This window comes from Thermasporomyces composti, assembly GCF_003386795.1.
In the GTDB taxonomy this organism is placed as follows: Bacteria; Actinomycetota; Actinomycetes; order Propionibacteriales; family Actinopolymorphaceae; genus Thermasporomyces; species Thermasporomyces composti.
Map to the genome: position 1 here is coordinate 1,420,711 of NZ_QTUC01000001.1, position 21,109 is coordinate 1,441,819.

Below are 21,109 nucleotides of genomic sequence, written 5' to 3' on the forward strand. Positions count from 1 at the left end.
TCACCGGCGCATCGCGAGAACGCGGCGGACCGGGACCGCGACCTCCACCCCGACCGCGCGCTCCCTCCGTTCCTCTCCACGGTGGGAACGGCTGCCATGGGCTCGTCCGGCGCCGGCTCTGGCGGCTCGCTCGGCGAGCCACCGCACCGCCGACCGCCGACGTTCCTCGGTCACATCCGGCAGGTACAGGGCGCTGAGCAAGAGCTCGGCGTCCTCCTCGCCGCGTACGCGGAACGCGAAGCGCTCTCGCGCGTCCTCGATGAGGTCGAAGCCCGCCCGGTCCAAGGCGGCGGCGAGCCCGGTGAGCTCGGCGCCACCGGGGAAGCGCGGCGGCGTCCGCAGTCGGGCCGTCAGCGGCGCCAGGACCACCAGATCGCTCAGCCGTAACGGTGCCGGCGAGGCCACCGTGGCCGCGAGCATTCCTCCAGAACGAAGGACGCGGGCGCATTCGGCGAGTGCTCGGTCGAGCGGTTGCACCACCATGAGGCCCATCGAGCACACCACCGCGTCGAAGCTGTGGTCGGCGAAGGGAAGCGCCGTCGCGTCCGCGCACAGTGCCTGGACATCGCCACGACGCCGCGCCACACGCAGCTCGGCCATCGAGCGATCGATCCCGACGACCAGGGGGTGTGCTCGTCCTCCGTCTGGAGTCCGCTCGCTCGCGAGCTCCCGGGTCAACGGGCCGCTGCCGCACGCCAGGTCGAGCACACGCCGGCCCCGACCGGCGACCGAGCGAAGCACCCACCTGTAGGGGGTGAGGTCGCCGGCCACGCACCGGCGGAGCACCTCCTCGGTGCGTCCGGCATATCGCGCGTGGAAGGCGTCGAGGTAGGCCGACCAGTCGGAGCTCACCGGGTGTCGTCGCGCAATGCGTCGAGGGTTTCCAGCATCGTGTCGCGGATGGTCCGCAGCACCGTCCCCGCCCTGACCTCTCGGCCCGCGACCGCCGAGACCATGTCCGTCAGACCGGGCAGCGGCTCAGCCGCCGCTCCCGTCGTGGATGGGGGCAGCTGAGCAGACCTGGCAACGTCTTCTTGCGAAAGCTCCCTCGCCAGCAACGGGTTGGCACCGTCCTGCCACGGGCGAGTGAGCCTGACCCACGTCCGGCGCCATGCGTCAGCGATCTCCTCCGGGCTGGGGACCCCGAAGAAGTGGCCGACCGGCGCGTGGTGCCGGAGCTCCACCACCGGACTCTCGGCGAACATGCGAGCCAGGTGAACGCGGGCGGCGAGATCGTCGCGAACGTCCTCAGGAAGCTGAGTCCAGACCGGACAGGGCGACCGGCAGACCCCAGAGAGTCGTGGCCGCCCCGGCATCGGGTGCGAGGCACATCGGGCCAGCGCGTCCGCGACTCGGGAGTGGTAACGGTCCAGGTAGGCCTGCCAACCTGGGACGTCGCCGCGGGTCGCCGTCATCACGCGGGCGCTGGCGCTGCGCTGGACGGCGTTCTGGTCGCACTCAGGCGTGCGCCCTCCCCACCGACCGCCCGGCACGGACACGAACGCCGGCAGCAGGAGCGGATCACCGGCGTGGCGCAGGACGGGCTCCCAGGCCAGGAACGGCAGGTACTCGGCGATGAGGTGGAGGAGGACGACGACGTGGATGGGCTCCCGCCGACGCCAGCGGATCGGCAGCGCCTCCAGCATGAGCGCGTAGAGCGGGACCAGCGATCGCAGCGACCCGCGTTCGGGCTCGTCCGGCCGCCGGGGAAAGCGCGCGGCGCGGACCGGGGCGACCACCTCCTCGGGCAACGCCTTCTGGGCGGCGATGTGGTCGAAATCCTCAGCGTCCAGGTCGAGTAGTCGCTCTCCGGCAAGCGCCAAGACCTCCACCCGCTCCTTGACCGCCCCGGGCAGGTCGAGGACGCGGACGACGGTGGCGACCCCACCGAACCGATACTCGGCGAGCAAAGCCGGCAGGATGTCCGCGCCGGTGCGGGAGTGGCGCCGTCCCACTGCGGTGAACGCCTCGATGGTCAGATCCGCTTCACGTAGACGTGGCCCGCCTCGCGCGCAGACAGCTGGGCGGTCCGCCCGTCCGGCTGCTCGTCCCCCGGCGTCGCGTCGGACGAGCCGTCGCCGGTGACGTCCGCGGCGTCGCTTCCGGCCAACGAAACAGTCGTGCCATCAGCCGAGAGCGTCGCCGTCACGACCCGGTCCGGGAGCACACCCGCGCGTCGGAACTGTTCCATGAGCGCCGGCATGGTCTGCAGCGGCTCGCTGATCCGCCGGATGAGCACCTTCGCCTCGCCACCCTCACCGGCCTGCTGGGCGGACGTCAGCACGTCGGTCAACGGTTCCACACCGTCCCGGAAGTCCTCCACGTCGCCGGGCTCGCCCAGCTCCTCCAGGCCGGGAATCGGGTTGCCGTACGGGGACAGTCGCGGGTGGTTCAGGATCTCGACGAGCCGACGCTCGACCTCCTCGGAGATCACGTGCTCCCAGCGACAGGCCTCGACGTGGGCGAGCTCCCAGTCCAGTCCGATCACATCGACGAGGAGACGCTCAGCGAGGCGGTGCTTGCGCATGACTCGGGTCGCCATCTGACGACCGACGGGCGACAGCTCCAGGTGACGGTCACCCTGCACGGTGAGCAGGCCGTCGCGCTCCATCCTGGCCACCGTCTGGCTCACCGTCGGGCCGGACTGGTGCAAGCGCTCGGCGATCCGGGCCCGAAGCGGCACGATGCCCTCCTCCTCCAGCTCGAAGATGGTGCGGAGGTACATCTCGGTGGTGTCGATGAGATCGCTTTGGCTCACTCCGCCCTCGCCCCTTCGTGTCCCGGCGCCATCGTCGGTCCGTGGTGGAGCTGTCGCGGTACCTCGTCATGAAGCGGAGAGTCCACCACAGGTGACTCGGCGAGATGGAATCGCTGAACTCACAGGACAGGATACGCGTGTGCCCGACCGAAGTCGGTCACGCCCAAAACGCCGCAAAAGACCGTCAACCTCGTGGACGGCCCGAAGCGGCGTCGGCGCGCGACACTCAGACGCGCCGCTGGCCCTGTGGCGCGTACGGCGTGAGCCAGCCGCACATGCCGTAGCGTTCGGCGGGCGCCGAACAGCTGAAGACCCCACCCTGGCGCAGGTGCGACCGGTCGCCCTCGGCCAGTGCCGCGAGCTGCCGCCCCGTCTCGTCCACGACCGCCACAGGACCGCTGCGCCACCGCTCCTTCCACGTGGCGAGCCTGGGAGCGACGAGGTTCGCCGCGGCGGCGTAGAAGTCGTCGAGCGCGCTCGGTCCCTCCGCGACCACTGCGTCCCGAAGCGCGAGGAAACCCTCGACCGCGAGGTCACGACGTCGCCGGGCGGTCGGCTCGTCCCGAGGATCGGCGCGGTCGGGGCAGGACAAGCGCACGGTCGCGGCGTACCTCCCGGGGTCGGCGAGGTACTCGGGCGGCAGGGTGAGGACCGCGTCGCCCGCCTCGGGAAGGCCGGCGTTCTGCATGACGACGAGCACCTCGAGGCCGCCGTCGTTGACCGCTCGATGGATCACGCCCGGCGTGAACCACACGACGTCCCCCACGCCGAGCGGGACCTCCACGGCGCCATCGGGACCGAGCGTCTGCAACCGGCCACGACCGGCGACGACCACGTAGCCCTCAGTGCAGGTCAGGTGGACGTGCGGTGAGCCGCCGCGGAGGCCGTCGACCGTGGGCCAGTCGTAGATCCGGACTCTCGACACGGCCGTGCCACCGGGGAAGCAGCCAGTGACCCCCTGCCCCGACAGCGCGAACGGCTCAACCGCCATCTCACTCGCTGTTCTTGCGCGCGGCGCCCTTCGCCTCGGCCTTGCGGCGCTCACGCTCGCGCTTCTTGCGAATGCGGTCCTTGACCCAACGAACCTTCGGTCGGTCTCCTCGTCCCATGGCGGTTCAGCTTACGCCAAGATCGACAGCTGTTCCCGAAGCACCGGATGGGCGAACTCTTCGCCGCGCGCGTAGCGCTCCAGCTCACTGACCGCGAGCTTCCCCATGCGGGCGACCTCGTTGCCGAGCGACCCGGCGATGTGCGGCGTCACCACGACGTTGGGCAAGGTGAACAAGGGATGCTCGGGCGGCAGCGGCTCCGGATCGGTGACGTCGAGGATCGCGTTGATGCGTCCGCTCGCGAGTTCCTCGACAAGCGCATCCGTGTCCACCAGGGCGCCCCGGGCGGTGTTGATGAGGGTGGCGCCGGCGCGCATGAGGCGCAGCCGTCGCCGGTCGACCAGGTGGAACGTCTCGGGGATGTTCGGCGCGTGGATGCTCACCACGTCGCTCGCAGCGACCAGGTCGTCGAGCTCCACCAGGCGGACGCCGAGCGCCTGCGCCTCGGCCTGGTCGACGGTCGGATCGCTGAGCAGGATGTCCACGTCGTACGACCGCAAGAGCTCGATGACCCGACGACCCACGCGTGAGGCGCCGACGATGCCCACCGTCCTGCGGTAGTTCCCGTAGTTGGGGTACTCGGCCGCCCAGTCCCGCCGGGCGGCCTGCGCCCGATAGGTCGCCTGGATGTCGAAGGCGCGCTTGCCCGCGAGGACGATCATGGCGACGGTGTACTCGGCCACGGGAACCGCGTTGGCGGCGGCCGCCGAGGAGACCCGGAGTCCCCGTTCCCAGCACGCCTCCGTCACGATGCCCTTCACCGAGCCCGCCGCGTGGACGATCGCCCGCAGTCGTGGCGCCGAGGCGAGGACCTGCTCGTCGACTGGAGGGCAACCCCAGCAGGTGAACAGCACCTCGGCCGAGCGCAGCGCCGCTTTCGCGGCCGGCGTGGAGAAGTCGTCGATCACCACGCCCAGGTCGACGTCCGCGATCTGGCTGAGCCGAGCCCGCTGCTGGTCGTCGAGGAGCCGGGGCAGGTGCGCGGGTGCCATCGCGAGGACGGTCGTGGGCCGGCGTGCAGCGACCATGGCCGCACGCTACCGGAGAAGCAAGCGCTTACCAAGTGTCCGGACCTTGGCCGGAGTCGACCACGACCGCCGGCGCGGTCGAGAGGCCGTGGCAGCGAGAGATCAGCCCGAGATCCGGCGGGTGCTCTCACGGATCACGACCTCGCCCCGCACCCGGACCAGCCGCTCCTTGGGCGGCGCGTCCAGCTCGAGAGCGAGCTCCCCGGCCCGCACGCCCATCTCCTCGAGGGGCAGCCGGACGGTGGTGAGAGGCGGCACCAGGTCGCGCAGCGTCTCGATGTCGTCGAACCCCGCGATCGACAGGTCGCGCGGCACCTCGACCCCCTGCTCGCGAAACGCCGCCATCGCGCCCACGGCCATGACGTCGTTGACCGCGAAGACACAGGTGACGTCGAGCCGGCGAGCAAGGAGCTCGCGCGCCGCGTGGTACCCGCCGTCCCGGGTGAAGGCTCCCTCGACGATGGCCTCGGGCGCCAGCTCGATGCCCTTCTCCGCCAGGCCGGCCCGGAACCCGGCGAGCCGGTCGCGAGCGGTGAGGATGGATCGGGAGCCGGCGAGGACGGCGAAGCGACGGTGTCCGAGCTCGGCCAAGCGGATGGCGAGCTCACGGGCGCCCGCGCGGTTCTCGGGGAGGACGGTGTCGGCCGGCAGCTTGTGCTGGCTGACGCAGGCGACCCGACCCCCGGTCCGACGGAAGGCCTCGATTTCCTTGGCCAGCCGCTCCGTCTGCGCCTTGTCGGCCATCCGGCTCCCGGCCAGGATCACCGCCCGGGCCCGCTGAGCGCGGAGCATGGCGACGTACTGGATCTCCCGGTTGGGATTACGAGAGGTGGTCCCGAGCGTGACGATCAGGCCTCGTTCGTCGGCGACCCGCATGACGCCGGCCGCGATGGCGGAGAAGTACGGGTCGGCGATGTCGTGGACGACCAGGCCCACGGTGGAGCTGGTTCCGCGCGCCACCGCCTGCGCATGGAGGTTCGGGGTGTAGCCCAGCTCGTCCGCGGCCTGGAGGACGAGCGCTCGGAGGTCCTCGTTGACCCGGCGCGTGCTGCCATTGAGCACTCGCGAGGCCGTCGCGAGCGAGACACCTGCACGGCGCGCGACATCGCCGAGCGTGACCACCGAGTGAGCGCTCATTCCACGCGTCCTCACCTGCGACGTTGACCCGATCGTGACAGTCTCCAGCATGCCGCATCGTGGACCATGAGGGCCCGCATGGCGGCGATTTTCTCACCACCGGACGCGCTCGCCCACAACTCATCGAGACTTCCCGCGCGGGCGCTGGTGGATGAAAGTTACGACTGTGCGACGTGCGGCCGAAAACCCTTGTTGGCAACCAGGCGCGGCACTACGCTGCCTCGCACTCCACCGACAGTGTGGAGCCCTTTGTGGCGCCCGCCGAGTGAAGCCGGCACGCCTGCATCAGCCACCTCCGGCCGCGACGTGGGGGCCGCGCACCGTGGCCCTCGACCGCGGCCTTCGAGGACCCTCGTTCGCATCAGCCAGGAGGCACGATGACCACCCACCGAACGCACGCAGGCTTCGACCGCCGCGACTTTCTGCGGCGCGCCGCGTATCTCGCCGCGGCTGCTGGAAGTACCTCGCTGCTGGGTGCCTGCGCGACCGGTGGTGGTGGCGGCGGTAGCACCGTCCCGACCACGAAACCGTCCGGCAAGGTCGATCCCGACAACCCCTTCGGCGTGGACCCCAAGGCGCCGCTCGACGTCGTCATCTTCAAGGGTGGCTTCAGCGACGAGTACGCCAAGTACCACCAGCAGATGTACAAGCGGCGCTTCCCCGAGGCGGAGATCAAGCACCTGGGGACCCAGGAGATCACCGCCCAGCTCCAGCCGCGCTTCGTCAACGGCACGCCGCCCGACGTCTTCGACAACTCCGGCGCCCAGAACCTCGACACCGCGACGCTGGTCAACCAGGGGCAGCTCCTCGACATCACGCCCCTCCTCGAGGCGCCGTCGCTGGACTTCGAGGGCAAGACCGTCGGGGAGACCCTCATCGAGGGCGCCCTGGATCCCCTCATCTTCGACGGCAAGCCTTACGGCATTCCCTACGCGCTCAACATCAGCGGTCTGTGGTACGACGCCAAGCTGTTCCGCGAGAACGAGTGGGAGTTCCCGAAGACGTGGGACGAGCTCATGGCGCTCGGCGAGAAGACCAAAGCGGCCGGCATCCCGGTGTGGACGTACCAGGGGCAGTACCCCCAGTACATGCTGTCCGTCTTCAACCCCATGGTGCAGAAGCACGGCGGCAACGAGGTGATGCGCAACATCGACAACCTCGAGGACGGCGCCTGGCTGCAGGACGCCTGCAAGGACGTCGCCGAGGCCCTGCACGAGCTGAAGGTGAGGGGCTTCATCATGCCGGGCACCGCCGGCCTCACCCACATCCAGGCGCAGGTCGCGTGGGCGCAGCACAAGGCCGCCATCATCCCGTGCGGCTCGTGGCTGAAGAGCGAGCTGGGCAGCCAGCTCCCGGAGGACTTCGAGATGGCCATCGCTCCCACGCCGTCGCTCGACGCCTCCGACAAGCTGCCCTTCGAGGCGGTGCCGTACAGCTCGGGTGAGAGCTTCCTGGTGCCCTCGAAGGCGAAGAACATCCCCGGCGCGCTGGAGTACCTGCGCATCATGCTGTCCAAGGAGGGCGCGCAGAAGTTCGCCGAGCTCACCTACACGCTCACGATCGTGGACGGCGCCCACGACGACCAGACGCTCGACAGCGTGCTCGTGTCCTCTCTGGAGCTCCTCAACGCCGCCCGGGAGGTCGAGCGGCTCGACTCGCCCAAGTACTCCACGTGGTACCGCCCGCTGTATGAGGAGGCCTGCGCGGCCTTGGGCGTCCTGCTCACCGGCGACCTCGACCCGATGGGCTTCCTCGAGCGGGTCCAGAAGAAGGCTGACGAGGTGAAGAAGGACCCGAAGATCAAGAAGTTCACGCGCTGAGCGAAAGTCGAGTCGATGCGCAAAGGCCGCGTTCCGTTCATCGTCACGTTTCTCGCCCCGGCACTCCTGCTGTACGCGGTTTTCGTCATCTCGCCGTTCGCGCAGGGGATTCAGATCTCCTTCACGAACTGGACGGGCTTCACGCCGGACTTCGAGTACGTCGGGCTCCAGAACTACGCCTCCCTCATCCGGGACTCGGCGTGGTGGCACGCGGTGGGCAACAACGTCAAGCTGCTCTTCGTGATCCCCATCGGGACGCTGGTGCCGGCGTTGGCGTTCGCGAGCCTGCTCACCCGCGGCGGCACGTCCGGGACCCGCGACGGCGTGTTCGGCGCGAAGCTGTACCGCGTCGTCTTCTTTTTCCCGCAGGTGCTGCCGGTCGTGATCGTGGCGATCATGTTCCAGTTCGTCTACAGCACCGACGGAGGGCTGCTCCAGCAAGTGCTGCGCGCGGTCGACGTCGACATGCTGGAGTTCCTCCCGAACGGGCCCCTGGGGACGCCCAGCGTCATCTTGTGGGCGATCGCGTTCGTCGCGATCTGGTCCTCGGTCGGGTTCTACATGGTGCTGTTCATCGCGGGCATGCAGCAGATCCCCCGCGAGCTGTACGAGGCGGCCGCCATCGACGGAGCCACCCGGATACGCATGTTCTTCAACGTGACCCTGCCGCTGCTGTGGGGTCACCTCCAGGTGGCGATCGTCTACATCGGCATCAACACGCTCGACATGTTCGCTCTGCTGTCCGTCATGGCCCGCAACGGCGTGGTGGCGGACTACGGCGCCGACGTGATGGCGACCCAGCTCTACCGCACGGCGTTCTCGCTGAACTCACAGTTCGGCTACGCCTCGGCGATGGCCACCATGCTGCTGGTGTTCTCGATTCTGCTCGCCGCGTTGACCTTCCGGGTCACTCGACGGGAGCGACTGGAGTACTGAGGGGGCTGTGGCCGGGCGCCAGGTCCGGCCACAGCCCAAAAGCCAGGGATCGAGCGCCCACCGCGAAAGAGAGGCGATAGGTTCGATGACCACACTGCCCACGCCGGCGCGGCCCACGCGGCCATCCCCTCCCGCGCACCCAGCGGCCGCCAAGCCCGCTCGCCGCTTCGCCGGTGCCCAGGTCCTGAGCGAGGGCATCCCCCAGATCTTCGTCATCACGTGGGCCGCGATGGTGCTCCTGCCGATGCTGTGGGTGCTCATCTCGTCGTTCAAGACCAACAGCGAGATCTACGCGAGCCCGTTCGCGCTGCCCAAGGAGTGGCACTTCCACACCTACGTCGACGCCTGGCAGACGGCCAACATTGGTCGCTTCTTCCTCAACACCGTCTTCGTGGTGTGCTGCGGGGTCTTCTTCACCCTGCTGCTGTCCTCGATGGCGGCGTACGTCCTCGCCCGGTACGAGTTCCCAGGTAGCCGGCTGATCTACTACCTGTTCCTCGTGGGCATGACCTTCCCGCTGTTCCTGGCGATCGTGCCTCTGGTCAAGGTCGCCCAGAACCTGGGCATGTACCAGAACCTGCCGGGTTTGGTGGTCATCTACGTCGCGTTCTCCCTGCCGTTCTCGGTCTTCTTCCTGACCGCGTTCTTCCAGTCCCTCCCCAAGGAGCTCGCCGAGGCGGCGTTCATCGACGGCGCCGGCCACTTCCGCACGTTCTTTCAGATCATGCTGCCCCTGGCCAAGCCCGGCCTGATCAGCATCGGCGTGTTCAACTTCCTCGGCCAGTGGAACCAGTACCTGCTGCCCCTGGTGCTGAACACCCAGATCGACGAGGACCGCAGCAACTTCGTCCTCACCCAGGGGCTCGCGGACCTGGCGCTGCGGACGCGGTACGAGTCGAGCGCCACCTCGGTCGCGGAGCTGTTCGCCGGGCTGATCATCGCGATGCTGCCCGTGCTGGCCGTCTACATCGTCTTCCAGCGCAAGGTCGAGGAGGGCCTGACCGCGGGCGCCCTCAAGTAGCCGACGCCAGCTACTCTCCGTGACCGGCTCGCGGGCGTGTCCGGGGGTGGCCTTGCTCGCGAGCCCGTCTCTCGTCTACGCTGGAAAGCGTTTTCCACAGGCTGGAGCGGAGGGAACGCATGACCACTCGCGAGATCGGCGTCGTCATGAACGGCGTGACCGGCCGCATGGGCTACAACCAGCACCTCGTGCGGTCGATCCTGGCGATCCGAGCGCAGGGCGGCGTCACCCTCTCCGACGGCAGTCGCGTCGTCCCGGAGCCGATCCTGGTCGGACGTTCCGAGCACAAGCTGCGCGTCATCGCCGACCGGCACGGGCTGACGCGGTGGACCACCGACCTCGACACCGCGCTCAGCGACCCCAAGGCGCCCATCTACTTCGACGCCCAGGCCACCCAGGTCCGAGGCAAGGCCGTGCTCTCCGCTATCGCCGCGGGCAAGCACATCTACTGCGAGAAGCCGGTGGCCGACACCTTCACCGGCGCGATGGAGCTGGCGCGCGCCGCCCGCGACGCCGGCGTCAAGAACGGCGTCGTCATGGACAAGGTCTACCTGCCGGGCCTGCGGAAGCTGCGCCGCTTGGTCGACGGGGGATTCTTCGGCCGGATCCTGTCGATTCGCGGGGAGTTCGGCTACTGGGTCTTCGAGGGCGACTGGCAACCGGCCCAGCGGCCGAGCTGGAACTACCGTGTCCAGGACGGCGGTGGCATCACGCTCGACATGTTCTGCCACTGGAACTACGTCCTGGAGGAGATCGCGGGACGGGTCGAGGCGGTCTACGCCCGTGCCGTCACCCACATCCCGCGCCGGTGGGACGAGGAGGGCAACCCCTACGACGCCACCGCGGACGACGCCTCGTACGCCATCTTCGAGCTGACCGGAGGCGTCATCGCCCAGATCAACTCCTCCTGGTGTGTGCGGGTTCACCGCGACGAGCTGGTGGAGTTCCAGGTCGACGGCACCGAGGGCAGCGCGGTCGCGGGCCTGCGGGAGTGTCGCATCCAGCACCGGGGCGGGACGCCGAAGGCGGTGTGGAACCCCGACCTCCCCGTGACCGAGCGCTTCCGCGACCAATGGCAGCCGGTCCCGAACAACGCCGAGTTCGACAACGGCTTCAAGGCGGAGTGGGAGGAGTTCCTCCGCCACTGCCTGGACGACGCCCCCTTCAAGTACGACTTCCTCGCCGCCGCCCGTGGTGTCCAGCTCGCTGAGCTGGGCCTCAAGTCCTCGAACGAAGGTCGCCGCATCGTCGTGCCGGAGGTCGCCCTGTGAGCCCTGTCATCCACCTCCCGGCCTCGGATGGCTCGCTCCAGCCCTACCAGCTCCAGGAGCCGAGAGCCTGGCCGCGTCCATCGGGCCGACCCGCGCGCCGCATCGCCTACGCCGCCGCCCACGTGGTCGCCGATCCCTACGCCGACAACACTCCAGGCGCGCCGGCGGTGCTCGACTGGGACGCCACCCTGGCCTACCGGCGGCACCTGTGGTCGTATGGCCTGGGCGTGGCGGACGCGATGGACACCGCCCAGCGCGGGATGGGTCTGACCTGGGATGCCACCGCCGAGCTGATCCGGCGCAGCGCCACCGAGGCAGCGGCGTGCGGCGGGCTGCTCGCCTGCGGCGTCGGAACCGACCACCTGCCATCGAGCAGCATCGGACACGCCTCGCTGGACGAGGTGACGCGCGCCTACGAGGAGCAGCTCGCGGTGGTCGAAGACGCCGGTGCCCGGCCGATCCTCATGGCCAGCCGGCACCTGGCGGCCGCCGCCGCGGACGCGGAGGACTACGCGAAGGTCTACGGGCACCTGCTCGGCCAGGTGAGCCAGCCGGCGATCTTGCACTGGCTGGGCCCCATGTTCGACCCCGCCCTCGAGGGCTACTGGGGGTCGGCCGACCTGGAGGTCGCCACCGAGGCGTTCCTGTCGATCGTCCGTGAGCACGCCGCGAAGGTCGACGGCGTCAAAGTGTCGTTGCTCGACGAGGACCACGAGGTTCGGTTGCGAGCCGCGCTTCCCGAGGGCGTCCACCTCTACACCGGTGACGACTTCAACTACCCCCAGCTCATCAGGACCGGCTCGGACGCGCTCCTGGGCATCTTCGACGCGATCGCTCCCGCGGCGGCGGCCGCCCTTGCCGCCCTCGACGCCGGCGACGAGCAGGCCTATGACCAGGCGTTCGCACCCACCGTGCCCCTGTCCCGGCACCTGTTCGAGACGCCGACCTACTACTACAAGACCGGCATCTGCTTCCTCGCCTGGCTGGCCGGTCACCAGAAAGCCTTCGCCATGGTCGGCGGTCTGCAGTCGGCGCGGAGCGTGCCGCACCTGGTGCGGGCGTTCCAGCTCGCCGACCAGGCGGGCCTGTTCCCCGACCCTGAGCTGGCCGCGGCACGGATGCGCCAGTTCCTCGCCGTCCACGGAGTCGCCGCATGACCGACCCGAACGCGCCCTCGTCCATCGCGCCGGGCGACCCACGCCTGGCCCGCCTCAGCCTCAACCAGAAGACCACCAACCGGTGGGGTGTCGCGGAGGCCGTGGACGGCTGTGTGCGAGCCGGCATCCCCGCCATCGGGATCTGGCGGGAGCCGCTCCACGACATCGGCGTCGAGCGAGCCGTCAAGCTGGTGCGGGACGCCGGGCTGCGGGTGTCGTCGCTGTGTCGGGGCGGGTTCCTCACCGCGATCGACCCGGCGGCGCGTCGCCGGGCGCTCGACGACAACCGTCGCGCCATCGACGAGGCGGCCGCCCTCGGCGCGCCGTGCCTCGTCCTCGTCGTCGGCGGCCTGCCCGAGGGCTCTCGAGACCTGGCCGGCGCGCGGGCCCGCGTCGCCGACGCGGTCGCCGAGCTCGCCCCCTACGCGGCGGCGAGCGGGGTACGACTCGCGCTGGAGCCGCTGCACCCCATGTACTGCGCGGACCGCGCGGTGCTGTCCACGCTCGCTCAAGCGCTCGACCTGGCCGAGGCGTTCCCGGTCGAACAGGTGGGGGTCGTCGTCGACACGTTCCACGTCTGGTGGGACCCCGCCGTCTGGGAGCAGATCCGTCGCGCCGGCTCGCGGATCGCGTCGTTCCAGGTGTGCGACTTCAACCTGCCCATCCCGGCCGATGCGCTGCTGGCGCGCGGCATGATGGGCGACGGCGTGATCGAGTTCCGGCCGTTCCGCGAGGCCGTCGACGCGGCGGGCTACACCGGCGACATCGAGGTCGAGATCTTCAACGCGGACGTGTGGGCGCAAGACCCCGACCAGGTGCTGGCGACGATGAAGCAGCGGTATGTCGACCTGGTGCTCTGACCCGTCGAGGACCGCCGCCGGAGCGCCGCGACCGGTCGAGCCGCCGGTCAGGCGGCCTTGAGGACGCCGAGCAGCCGCGTCACCTCGGCGGCCACCGCCTCCCTGCCGGGCGCGAGGTACTTGCGGGTGTCGACCACCGTGGGGTTCGCCGCCAGGTAGTCGCGCACCGCCTTCGTGAACGCCTGGTTGAGCGCGGTTGCGATGTTGATCTTGGTCATCCCGGCCTCGACCGCCCGGGTGAGGTCGTCCTCGGGAACGCCGGACGAGCCGTGCAGCACGAGCGGCACCGGGACGACGGCGCGGTGCGCGGCGATCAGGTCGAGGTCGAGCGCGGCGGTCTTCTCCAGCATGGCGTGCGAGGTCCCCACCGCGATGGCGAGCGCGTCGACACCGGTCGCGCGGACGAACTCCACCGCCTCGTCCGGGTTGGTCCGGGCACCCGGCGCGTGGACGCCGTCCTTGCCGCCGACCTCACCCAGCTCCGCCTCCACGAAGACACCGCGCGCGTGGCAGTACTCGGTGACCTCCTTCGTGGCCGCGACGTTCTCCTCGTACGGCAGGACGGACGCGTCGAACATCACCGACCCGAAGCCGAGCGCGACCGCCTCGTGAACCAGCTCGGGCTTGGTGGCGTGGTCCAGGTGCACCGCCACGGGAACCGCCGCCGACCGGGCGATGGCGAGCGTCGCCAGCGCGATGGGCTCCAGCGCGCCCCCGTGGTACTTCACGGCGTTCTCGCTGATCTGGAGGATCACGGGCGCGCCTGCCCGTTCGGCGCCAGCGACGAGCGCCTCGGCATGCTCGATCTGGATGACGTTGAACGCGCCCACGCCGCGGCCGTCCGCGGCCGCGGACCGAACGATGTCTCCGGTCGGGGTGAGAGGCATCAGCTGCCCTCCTTCGTCCTGGTCGGGTCACCCGACACCCATGAACCGCGCCGCATCACCGCGGTCACCTGCAAGTCGGCGTCGAGCACGACGAGGTCGGCGCGCATGCCGGGCTGCAGAGCCCCCACGTCCGAGAGTCCGAACGTGCGCGCGGGCGTGGTCGAGGCGACGCGAGCGGCTTGCTCGAGCGACAGCCCCACCGTCTGCACGGCGAACCGGAACGCCGCGTCCATGGTGAGCGTGCTGCCGGCGATGGAGTCGCTGTCCGCCAACCGCGCCACGCCGTCGACGACACGCACCGGGAGACCACCCAGCGTGTAGTCACCGTCGCCCATGCCGGCGGCGGTCATGGCGTCGGTGACCAGGGACACCCGGTCGGGCCCAGCGGCTCGAATCGCCAGGGCGACGGTGGCGGGGTGCAGGTGGATCCCATCGGCGACGAGCTCCACGACGACGCGGGGATCCTCGAGCAAAGCGCCCACGACACCCGGCTCGCGGTGGTGCAGCGGCGGCATCCCGTTGAACAAGTGGGTGCCGACGGACGCCCCGGCGTCGACAGCCGCACGGACCGTCTCGTAGGAGGCGTCGCTGTGGCCCACCGCGGCCACCACGCCGGCGTCGACGATCCGCCGGACCGCGTCCAGCGCTCCCGGCAGCTCGGGTGCGAGCGTCACCATGCGGATCGTGCCGCGCCCCAGGGCGAGCAGGCGCTCCAACTCCTCGGTCGTGGGCGGACGAAGGACAGCCGGGTCGTGCGCGCCGCGACGGGCCTCGGAGATCCAGGGACCCTCGAGGTGGAGGCCGTCGACGAGACCGTCGGCGGCGAGCTCCGCCAAGGCCGCCACCTGGCGCTCCAGCTCCGGCGCCGTGGTCGAGATGAGGCTGGCGAAGGTCGTGGTGGTTCCGTGCGAGCGGTGGAACTGGACGACCGTGGCGGTCTCCGCCTGCGTGGCGGAGAGGTACGACGCGCCGCCGCCACCGTGCACGTGCGTGTCGACGAAGCCGGGGACGACAACGCGCCCGGCGAGGTCGACGTCGAGAGGTCTGGCCGCCTCACCTGACCCGACCTCCACGATGCGCTCCCCCGAGATCTCGATCCAGCCCGGGTCGAGCACCGCCTCGGGGGTGACCACACGCCCGTTGCCCAGCAGCGTCACGGTGTCGCCTTCCGTTCGTATCCCTCGAACTCGTCGTGCTTCCGATCGTGCCCGCCCTGGTCGTCGCTCGAGGCTTCCTCGTCGGACGGCTCCTCGAGAGCGTCGACGAGGCTCCACGCCAGCAACGCGGCGCCGAGGCACCCGGCCTGGTCACCGAGCGCGGCCTGGACGAGACGCGGGCGACGCTGGAACGAGAGACGCTCGTCGAGTCCCGTCCGCAGCGGCTCCAGCAGGAGATCACCGGCCTCGGCGAGCCCGCCTCCGAGGACGACGACCTCCGACCCGAGGAGGGTGAGGCTGGTGTGGAGGACGTCGACGAGCGCCGCGACCGCCTCCTCCCAGACGGCGACCGCCACCGGGTCGCCGGCGCGCACCTTCGCCGCGACCTCCGCGGCGCCGGTCACCGCGACACCGCTACGGCTGGTGTACCGGCGCGCGATCGCGGCGGCGGACGCCACGCGCTCCAGACAGCCACGGCCGCCGCACCCGCACGGCTCACCGTCGGGCTCGACGACCACGTGGCCGACCTCGCCGGCGTACCCGCCGGCGATCAAGGGGCGGCCGTCGACGATGCAGCTGGCGGCGATGCCGGTCCCGAGCGCGACGAACAGCACGTCGCGGGCGCCCTTCGCCGCGCCGAGGCGGCTCTCGGCCAGACCACCCGCGCGCACGTCGTGCCCGAGGGCGACCGGAAGCCCGAGACGTTCTCGCAGGACGCTCGCCAGCGGGGCATCCCGCCAGCCGATGTTGGCGGCGATGACGGCGACCCCGCGCGCCTCGTCGACGATGCCGGGAACGACCACGCCAGCCGCCTGCGGGGGTGCCAGCCCTGCCTCAGCGGCCCGCGCGGTGAGCGTGGCGATCGCCGTCGCCATCTGGTCGAGGACGGCCTCCGGGCCCTGGACGGCTGGCGTGGGGAACGATTGCCGCAGGCGAACACGTCGGTGCTCGTCGACCAGCGCACCCTTCATCGACGTCCCGCCGACGTCGAGCGCGACGACGCACCGCGACGTCTCAGGAGGCGCCGGGGCGGCGTTCACGACGTGCTCGCTCCCTTGTCGTGAGTCGTCGCGTCGGACAGGATGACGGACCGGGTGAGGTTGCGGGGCTGGTCAGGGTTGAGCCCTTTGCTGACGCCGATCTCGACCGCGAGCCGCTGGGCGCGGATGAGCTCCGCGAGTGGGTCACGCTCGGGCTTCGTGACGACCATGGCGCCGAGCCTCCGGACCTCCTCGGGAAGGTCGGGCGGGGGCGTGCCGAGGAACCACACGACCGACGACGCGTCGGTGATGCTCATGGGACCGTGACGGTACTCCATGGCGGGATAGGACTCGGTCCACGACAACGACGCCTCGCGCATCTTCAGCGCGGCCTCGTTGGCCAGACCCACGGTCCATCCGGTGCCGAGGAAGGTGAACTGGCGACGCTCGGTCGCGCCGTCCGGCAGCGGCTCGGCGAGCGCCTGTTCCGCGTCCGCGACGGCGGCATCGACGTCGGCACCCAGGTGAGCGCGCAGGAGGGTGAGGGCCGAGGTGGCGAACCTGGTCTGGACGACCGAGCGCTCGTCGGCGAACTCGAGGACGACCACCTCGTCAGCGAGGTCCATGACCGGCGTCTTCGGGTCCGCCGTCACCGCGACGGTGGGAGTACGACCACGCAGGTCCGACAGCCGCGCCAGGACCTCGGTCGTCGTACCGGACCGAGTGAGCGCCACCACCCGGTCGTAGCGCCGCCCGGCCGGGAACTCGCTGGCGGGGAACGCGTCGGTCTCGCCGTGCCCCGCGGCCTCGCGGAGCACGGCGTAGGACTGAGCCATGAACCACGAGGTGCCGCAGCCGATCACCGCCACCCGCTCGCCCTCGCGGGGGAGGACGCCACTCGCCGTCCGCGCCAGCGTCGCGGCCTGCCGCCAGCACGCCGGCTGGCTGGCGATCTCCTCGGTCACGAACTGCATGAACGCCCCTTCCGTGATCGGCTGGCCCCTGAGCATACGCCATCGAGCGCTCGTTTGTGCACGCTACAAGAGCGGATCGAGCAGTCTTGTGCACCTTGCCGTGACCGAGCGCCACGGCAGCGCGCCAGCCCGAGCACGCTGGGTGTCCGGCCCCGTCGTGTCGAGCGAGCCGCCGGCACCGCCCGTGTGGTGGCCAGAGACCTAGCGGCGCTTGGTGAACAGGGTGTTCAGCCGCCGTTGGAGGCCGAGGTCGGCCCACATCGGGTGGTGCGGCGCCGCGTTCGAGCACACCACGGTGCCCCACGCGGCGAGCTCGGCCGCCCGCCGAACCGCACGCTCACAGATCGCCGCACCCACTGGCCCTTCCTCGAACGTGCCGTGGAGCGGTGTGTAGCCCACGAACCCCTCGCCCAGCACGAGCGGCACCTGGTGGGCGGCGGCCCAGTCCGCGGCGGCGGCGAGCCAGAGGTCCAGCTTGACGTCCATGGCGTGCCGGTGCTCGCCGTAACGCTCGTAGAGCCACCGGTCCCAAGCCTGCGGATCACACCAGTCGTGGACGTAGATCTCACGCTGCTTCACCACCGTCGCGTCCAGCCGCCAGGCCGCGTCGCCGGTGAGGGTCCACTCCTCGAGCGGTGGGGCGTCGGGGCGCAACAGCTCGGCCCGCGCCGGCTCCTGCGGGAACGGCCGGGACGGGTCCCGCAACGCGAACTCCTCGATGAGCTGGCCGAGGACGCCGTAGACGTAGGGGTGGAACACCGCGACGTCGACGTTCTCCGGCACGCCCCTCAGCTGGCCGACCGGGACCCCGGCGTAGTTGACCGTCACCGGTATCCGCGGGTGACGAGCCTTGAACGTCTCGATCGCGTTCTCGAGCAAGGGGCGAAGAGCGACGACCGTGTCCGGCCCTTCGACGGCCTCGGTGAGCCGACCGGCCTGCACCTCGTTGTGGAGCTCGACGAACGCGATCCGGTCGGCCAGCCCGTGTCGGTCCAGGAAGGACACGAGCTCGGCGTGGGCGAGCGCGAGCGCCTCCGGCCGCTGGGCGGGATCGACCGCACGGAGCGCGTCGTGCCAGGCGCGGTCCCGCGCGAAGCTCGCGCTTTGCTGGTACTCCCAGCTCGACACGATCACGTAGCAGTCGTGCCGGCGCGCCGCCTCGAAGAGGGCCAGCAGGTGGGCCCGGGCGTCCAGGGTCGTGGTCGCCTTGACGTCGTACCACCGGGTCTGCTGGCCGTACTCCCCGCCGAGCGGGCCCAGGGTGAGCGCGGAGGTGTCCAGGCCGGAGCCGAACAGCAGGTACGGCATGGCGCAGATCCGCACCGTGTTGTAGCCGCGCGTGACCGCCTCGGCGAAGGCTCGGTCGAGGTTCTCGAACGGCTCGCCGGGACCGGTGCGCGTGTACCAGGTGAAGTCCCACAGGCTGATCGTCAGCGACGAGGGCAGGTGGTCAGGGACCGGCACGGTCCACCTCCGACAGACGATTAAACATACTTAATGACTATTATCTGAGCCGACGCCGGACCGGTGGAGGAGCCCATGACGCAGACCTTCGTGCTCAGCGACGACGCGCCCGGCCGGCGATTCGACGGCGTCGGAGCGTTGTCCGCCGGCGCGTCCTCGCGCCTGCTCCTCGACTATCCCGAACCGGAGCGCACGCGGATCCTCGACCTCCTGTTCAGCCCGAATCACGGTGCCGCCTTGCAGATCCTGCGCGTGGAGATCGGCTCCGACATCAACTCCACGGCGGGATCCGAGCCGAGCCACATGCGCACCCGTGACGACCTCGACCACGACCGCGGCTACGAGTGGTGGATCATGCGCGAGGCCCGGCGGCGCAACCCGCGCATCGCGCTCTCCGGTCTGGCATGGGGCGTCCCGGGATGGCTCGACGGCGGCTTCTGGTCGCGCGACACCATCACCTACCACCTGGCCTGGCTGGACTGCGCCCGTCGCCACGGACTCGCCATCGACTACCTCGGCGGATGGAACGAGTCGGAGGACTTCGACGCGGACTGGTTCGTGGCGTTGAAGCACGCCTTGCGCGAAGCCGGCCACCACGCCGTCAAGCTCATCGCCGCCGACGGCTGGGGCGAGGATCTCCCCGAGCGGTGGAAGGTGGCGGACGCCATGGCCGCCGACCCCGCCTTCTACGACGCGGTCGACGTGGTCTCGGTGCACTACCCGTGCGGCCAGCAGTTCAACGGAGCGCCCTATGACCACGGGCCCAGCACGCCGACCGCGCAAGGCCTCGGCAAGCCACTGTGGGCCGGCGAGCAAGGCAGCCAACGGTACGACATCGGCGCCGCTCCGCTCGCCAGAGCCATCAACCGGGTCTACATCGACGGACGCATGACCGCTACCGTCAACTGGGCGTTGACGGCATCCTTCTATACCTCTATCGAGGGAGCGGGCGTCGGACTGCTGCGCGCCTACGAGCCGTGGTCCGGCTACTACGAACCCAGCCTCTCGGTGTGGGTGGTCGCCCACACCACGCAGTTCGCCCAGCCCGGCTGGCGCTACCTCGACCCGGCGTGTGGGTACCTCGAGGGGGGCGGCAGCATCGTGACGTTGCGCGACCCCGCCACGGGGCACTACAGCGTCGTCATCGAGACCGTGGACGCCACCGAGCCTCAGCGCGTCCGGTTCCGACTGCCCCACCCGCGCCACGCCGACCGCCACCGGAGCCACGCGCGTCCTGGTGACGCGCCTCGGACTGGTCCGGAGCAGGCCAGCTCGGTCCCGAGCGACCGCGGCTCGGCGCAGACCGGCCGGGACCGACCTGACGCGGGGATCGCGGGCTCCGCGACCGTCCACGTGTGGGAGACCGACCTCCGCTCCGACCGCTACCAGGACTGGTTCCGCCAGGTCGGGCAGGTCGAGCCGACCAGCGGCGAGTACGAGGTGGTCCTGCCACCCGGCCGTCTCCTCACCCTCACGACGACCCGGGGCCAAGGCAAGGCGGCGTGGGAGCCACCGGCCCGACCGCGAATCTTCGCGCTGCCCTACCGGGAGAGCTTCCGAGACGTCGCGCCCAAGCGGTCGCCGCGACTGTTCTCGGACTTCAACGGCGCGTTCGAGGCCACGCCTCGGCCCGACGGCGACGGCCAGTGCCTGGCGCAGACCGTCACGATCCGCCCGCTCGACTGGCGGTACACCGTCGACACCTCACCGTTCACCCTCCTGGGCGATCCCATGTGGTGGGGTGACTACGCCGTGTCGGTCGACGTCCGCCTCGACGAGGCGCCCTTCGTCGACCTCCTCGGCCGGGTCGACTACGTGATGCGTGGCTCAGGAGGACAGACCGGCTACCGCCTCCGACTGTCCCGCGATCACAGCTGGGCACTGCTGCGAACCGGCCCGGACCGAACCGAGGACACCCTGGCCCACGGTCGACTCGACGTCGAACCCACGCGGTGGTACCGACTCCACTTGTCCTTCACCGGCACGACGATCGTGGCACGGGTCGACGACACCACGGTGGCCACGGTCGACGACGACCGCCACAATCGAGGTCAGGTCGGGCTCCTGGTCGGCGCGTGGCGACGAGCCCAGTTCGGCGACCTGGCGATCGAGCCGACGGCGCCCGCCCCGACGCTCCTGCCGCAGGAGGAGATGCGCGCCACCGCAACCCGCGCCGACCTCGGCTGCGAGGCGAGCAACGCGCTCGACGCCAACCCGACGAGCCTGTGGCACGCGTCGAGCTCCCCGGAGGACCCGCCGGCGTCCATCACCCTCGACCTCGGCCGGTCCCGGTCGGTGCACTCCCTCCTCTACACGCCACGCCCCGACGCGGACCTCCGTGGCAAGCTGACCGCCTATCGCGTGCTCACCAGCACCGACGGCACGACCTTCACCGAGGTGGCCAGCGGCACGTGGCCCGCGACAGCGGCCACGAAGGTGGTAGCACTCGCCGCGGACCACGTTCGCCACGTCCGGCTGGAGGGAGCGAGCCCCGACGGTGCCGCCGGCGCGGCCGAGCTCAACGTCGCCCTCGCATGGGAGTGAGGCCGG

The 21,109-nt window shown here is 70.5% G+C and carries 18 protein-coding genes; 7 read left to right on the forward strand and 11 right to left on the reverse strand.

Annotated elements, in window-relative coordinates; genetic code table 11:
- The 6 genes from DFJ64_RS06205 to DFJ64_RS06230 form a co-directional block, all read right to left on the reverse strand.
- Positions 1 to 852, reverse strand: coding sequence for a class I SAM-dependent methyltransferase (locus tag DFJ64_RS06205; protein ID WP_245940970.1), 852 nt, complete (start codon positions 850 to 852; stop codon positions 1 to 3).
- Positions 849 to 1,955, reverse strand: a complete 1,107-nt coding sequence (locus DFJ64_RS06210; protein ID WP_115849580.1) for a hypothetical protein — start codon at positions 1,953 to 1,955, stop codon at positions 849 to 851. Before DFJ64_RS06210 ends, DFJ64_RS06205 begins: the two co-directional genes overlap by 4 nt.
- Positions 1,956 to 1,975: 20 nt before the next feature.
- Positions 1,976 to 2,758: an iron-dependent transcriptional repressor DtxR gene (locus tag DFJ64_RS06215; RefSeq protein ID WP_115849581.1), complete on the reverse strand. Its 783-nt coding sequence runs from the start codon at positions 2,756 to 2,758 to the stop codon at positions 1,976 to 1,978.
- A gap of 226 nt (positions 2,759 to 2,984) precedes the next feature.
- Positions 2,985 to 3,749 (reverse strand): cupin domain-containing protein, encoded by a 765-nt coding sequence (locus DFJ64_RS06220; protein WP_115849582.1) that lies wholly within the window; start codon positions 3,747 to 3,749, stop codon positions 2,985 to 2,987.
- Positions 3,750 to 3,878: 129 nt separating this feature from the next.
- A complete protein-coding gene (locus tag DFJ64_RS06225; protein WP_211310514.1) occupies positions 3,879 to 4,895 on the reverse strand; it encodes a hydroxyacid dehydrogenase in 1,017 nt (338 codons plus the stop codon).
- Positions 4,896 to 4,997: 102 nt separating this feature from the next.
- Positions 4,998 to 6,032, reverse strand: a complete 1,035-nt coding sequence (locus tag DFJ64_RS06230) for a LacI family DNA-binding transcriptional regulator (protein ID WP_115849584.1) — start codon at positions 6,030 to 6,032, stop codon at positions 4,998 to 5,000.
- Between the two features lie 377 nt (positions 6,033 to 6,409).
- On the opposite strand from DFJ64_RS06230, the gene ngcE reads away from it, so the two are divergent.
- The 6 genes from ngcE (at position 6,410) to DFJ64_RS06260 (ending at position 13,097) form a co-directional block, all read left to right on the forward strand.
- On the forward strand, positions 6,410 to 7,852 hold the full coding sequence (ngcE, locus tag DFJ64_RS06235; protein ID WP_115849585.1) for an N-acetylglucosamine/diacetylchitobiose ABC transporter substrate-binding protein: 1,443 nt from the start codon (positions 6,410 to 6,412) through the stop codon (positions 7,850 to 7,852).
- A gap of 15 nt (positions 7,853 to 7,867) precedes the next feature.
- Positions 7,868 to 8,788: a carbohydrate ABC transporter permease gene (locus DFJ64_RS06240; RefSeq protein WP_115849586.1), complete on the forward strand. Its 921-nt coding sequence runs from the start codon at positions 7,868 to 7,870 to the stop codon at positions 8,786 to 8,788.
- Between the two features lie 85 nt (positions 8,789 to 8,873).
- Positions 8,874 to 9,809: a carbohydrate ABC transporter permease gene (locus DFJ64_RS06245; protein ID WP_115849587.1), complete on the forward strand. Its 936-nt coding sequence runs from the start codon at positions 8,874 to 8,876 to the stop codon at positions 9,807 to 9,809.
- A gap of 119 nt (positions 9,810 to 9,928) precedes the next feature.
- Entirely contained in the window at positions 9,929 to 11,080 is a 1,152-nt protein-coding gene (locus DFJ64_RS06250) for a Gfo/Idh/MocA family protein (protein ID WP_115849588.1), read from the forward strand.
- The gene (locus tag DFJ64_RS06255; protein ID WP_115849589.1) at positions 11,077 to 12,237 is read left to right on the forward strand and encodes a dihydrodipicolinate synthase family protein; all 1,161 of its coding nucleotides are present in this window, start codon (positions 11,077 to 11,079) and stop codon (positions 12,235 to 12,237) included. Before DFJ64_RS06250 ends, DFJ64_RS06255 begins: the two co-directional genes overlap by 4 nt.
- Positions 12,234 to 13,097: a sugar phosphate isomerase/epimerase family protein gene (locus DFJ64_RS06260; protein WP_115849590.1), complete on the forward strand. Its 864-nt coding sequence runs from the start codon at positions 12,234 to 12,236 to the stop codon at positions 13,095 to 13,097. The genes DFJ64_RS06255 and DFJ64_RS06260 overlap by 4 nt, the downstream gene beginning before the upstream one ends.
- A gap of 47 nt (positions 13,098 to 13,144) precedes the next feature.
- On the opposite strand, the gene DFJ64_RS06265 is transcribed toward DFJ64_RS06260, so the two are convergent.
- From DFJ64_RS06265 to DFJ64_RS06285, 5 genes are all read right to left on the reverse strand, one after another.
- Positions 13,145 to 13,984 (reverse strand): class II fructose-bisphosphate aldolase, encoded by an 840-nt coding sequence (locus DFJ64_RS06265; RefSeq protein ID WP_115849591.1) that lies wholly within the window; start codon positions 13,982 to 13,984, stop codon positions 13,145 to 13,147.
- On the reverse strand, positions 13,984 to 15,141 hold the full coding sequence (gene nagA / locus DFJ64_RS06270) for an N-acetylglucosamine-6-phosphate deacetylase (protein WP_115849592.1): 1,158 nt from the start codon (positions 15,139 to 15,141) through the stop codon (positions 13,984 to 13,986). The genes DFJ64_RS06265 and nagA overlap by 1 nt, the downstream gene beginning before the upstream one ends.
- The gene (locus DFJ64_RS06275) at positions 15,138 to 16,181 is read right to left on the reverse strand and encodes an ROK family protein (protein ID WP_245940971.1); all 1,044 of its coding nucleotides are present in this window, start codon (positions 16,179 to 16,181) and stop codon (positions 15,138 to 15,140) included. The genes nagA and DFJ64_RS06275 overlap by 4 nt, the downstream gene beginning before the upstream one ends.
- Positions 16,178 to 17,095, reverse strand: coding sequence for an SIS domain-containing protein (locus tag DFJ64_RS06280; RefSeq protein ID WP_115851872.1), 918 nt, complete (start codon positions 17,093 to 17,095; stop codon positions 16,178 to 16,180). Before DFJ64_RS06280 ends, DFJ64_RS06275 begins: the two co-directional genes overlap by 4 nt.
- Before the next feature lie 201 nt (positions 17,096 to 17,296).
- Positions 17,297 to 18,559 carry a cellulase-like family protein gene (locus DFJ64_RS06285; protein WP_115849593.1) on the reverse strand — a complete coding sequence of 421 codons (1,263 nt, stop codon included), beginning with the start codon at positions 18,557 to 18,559 and terminating at the stop codon, positions 17,297 to 17,299.
- Between the two features lie 75 nt (positions 18,560 to 18,634).
- Here DFJ64_RS06285 and DFJ64_RS06290 point away from each other — a divergent pair, with 75 nt between their 5' ends.
- Entirely contained in the window at positions 18,635 to 21,103 is a 2,469-nt protein-coding gene (locus tag DFJ64_RS06290) for a discoidin domain-containing protein (RefSeq protein WP_115849594.1), read from the forward strand.
- The last annotated feature ends 6 nt before the right edge of the window (positions 21,104 to 21,109 follow it).

What these genes read in the sequence shown, in the direction of transcription:
- DFJ64_RS06220 (WP_115849582.1), bottom strand. Translation starts at nt 3,749, where the DNA reads ATGGCGGTTGAGCCGTTCGCGCTGTCGGGGCAGGGGGTCACTGGCTGC.
- DFJ64_RS06225 (WP_211310514.1), bottom strand. Translation starts at nt 4,895, where the DNA reads ATGGTCGCTGCACGCCGGCCCACGACCGTCCTCGCGATGGCACCCGCG.
- DFJ64_RS06230 (WP_115849584.1), bottom strand. Translation starts at nt 6,032, where the DNA reads ATGAGCGCTCACTCGGTGGTCACGCTCGGCGATGTCGCGCGCCGTGCA.
- ngcE (WP_115849585.1), top strand. Translation starts at nt 6,410, where the DNA reads ATGACCACCCACCGAACGCACGCAGGCTTCGACCGCCGCGACTTTCTG.
- DFJ64_RS06240 (WP_115849586.1), top strand. Translation starts at nt 7,868, where the DNA reads ATGCGCAAAGGCCGCGTTCCGTTCATCGTCACGTTTCTCGCCCCGGCA.
- DFJ64_RS06245 (WP_115849587.1), top strand. Translation starts at nt 8,874, where the DNA reads ATGACCACACTGCCCACGCCGGCGCGGCCCACGCGGCCATCCCCTCCC.
- DFJ64_RS06250 (WP_115849588.1), top strand. Translation starts at nt 9,929, where the DNA reads ATGACCACTCGCGAGATCGGCGTCGTCATGAACGGCGTGACCGGCCGC.
- DFJ64_RS06260 (WP_115849590.1), top strand. Translation starts at nt 12,234, where the DNA reads ATGACCGACCCGAACGCGCCCTCGTCCATCGCGCCGGGCGACCCACGC.
- DFJ64_RS06265 (WP_115849591.1), bottom strand. Translation starts at nt 13,984, where the DNA reads ATGCCTCTCACCCCGACCGGAGACATCGTTCGGTCCGCGGCCGCGGAC.
- DFJ64_RS06280 (WP_115851872.1), bottom strand. Translation starts at nt 17,095, where the DNA reads ATGCAGTTCGTGACCGAGGAGATCGCCAGCCAGCCGGCGTGCTGGCGG.
- DFJ64_RS06290 (WP_115849594.1), top strand. Translation starts at nt 18,635, where the DNA reads ATGACGCAGACCTTCGTGCTCAGCGACGACGCGCCCGGCCGGCGATTC.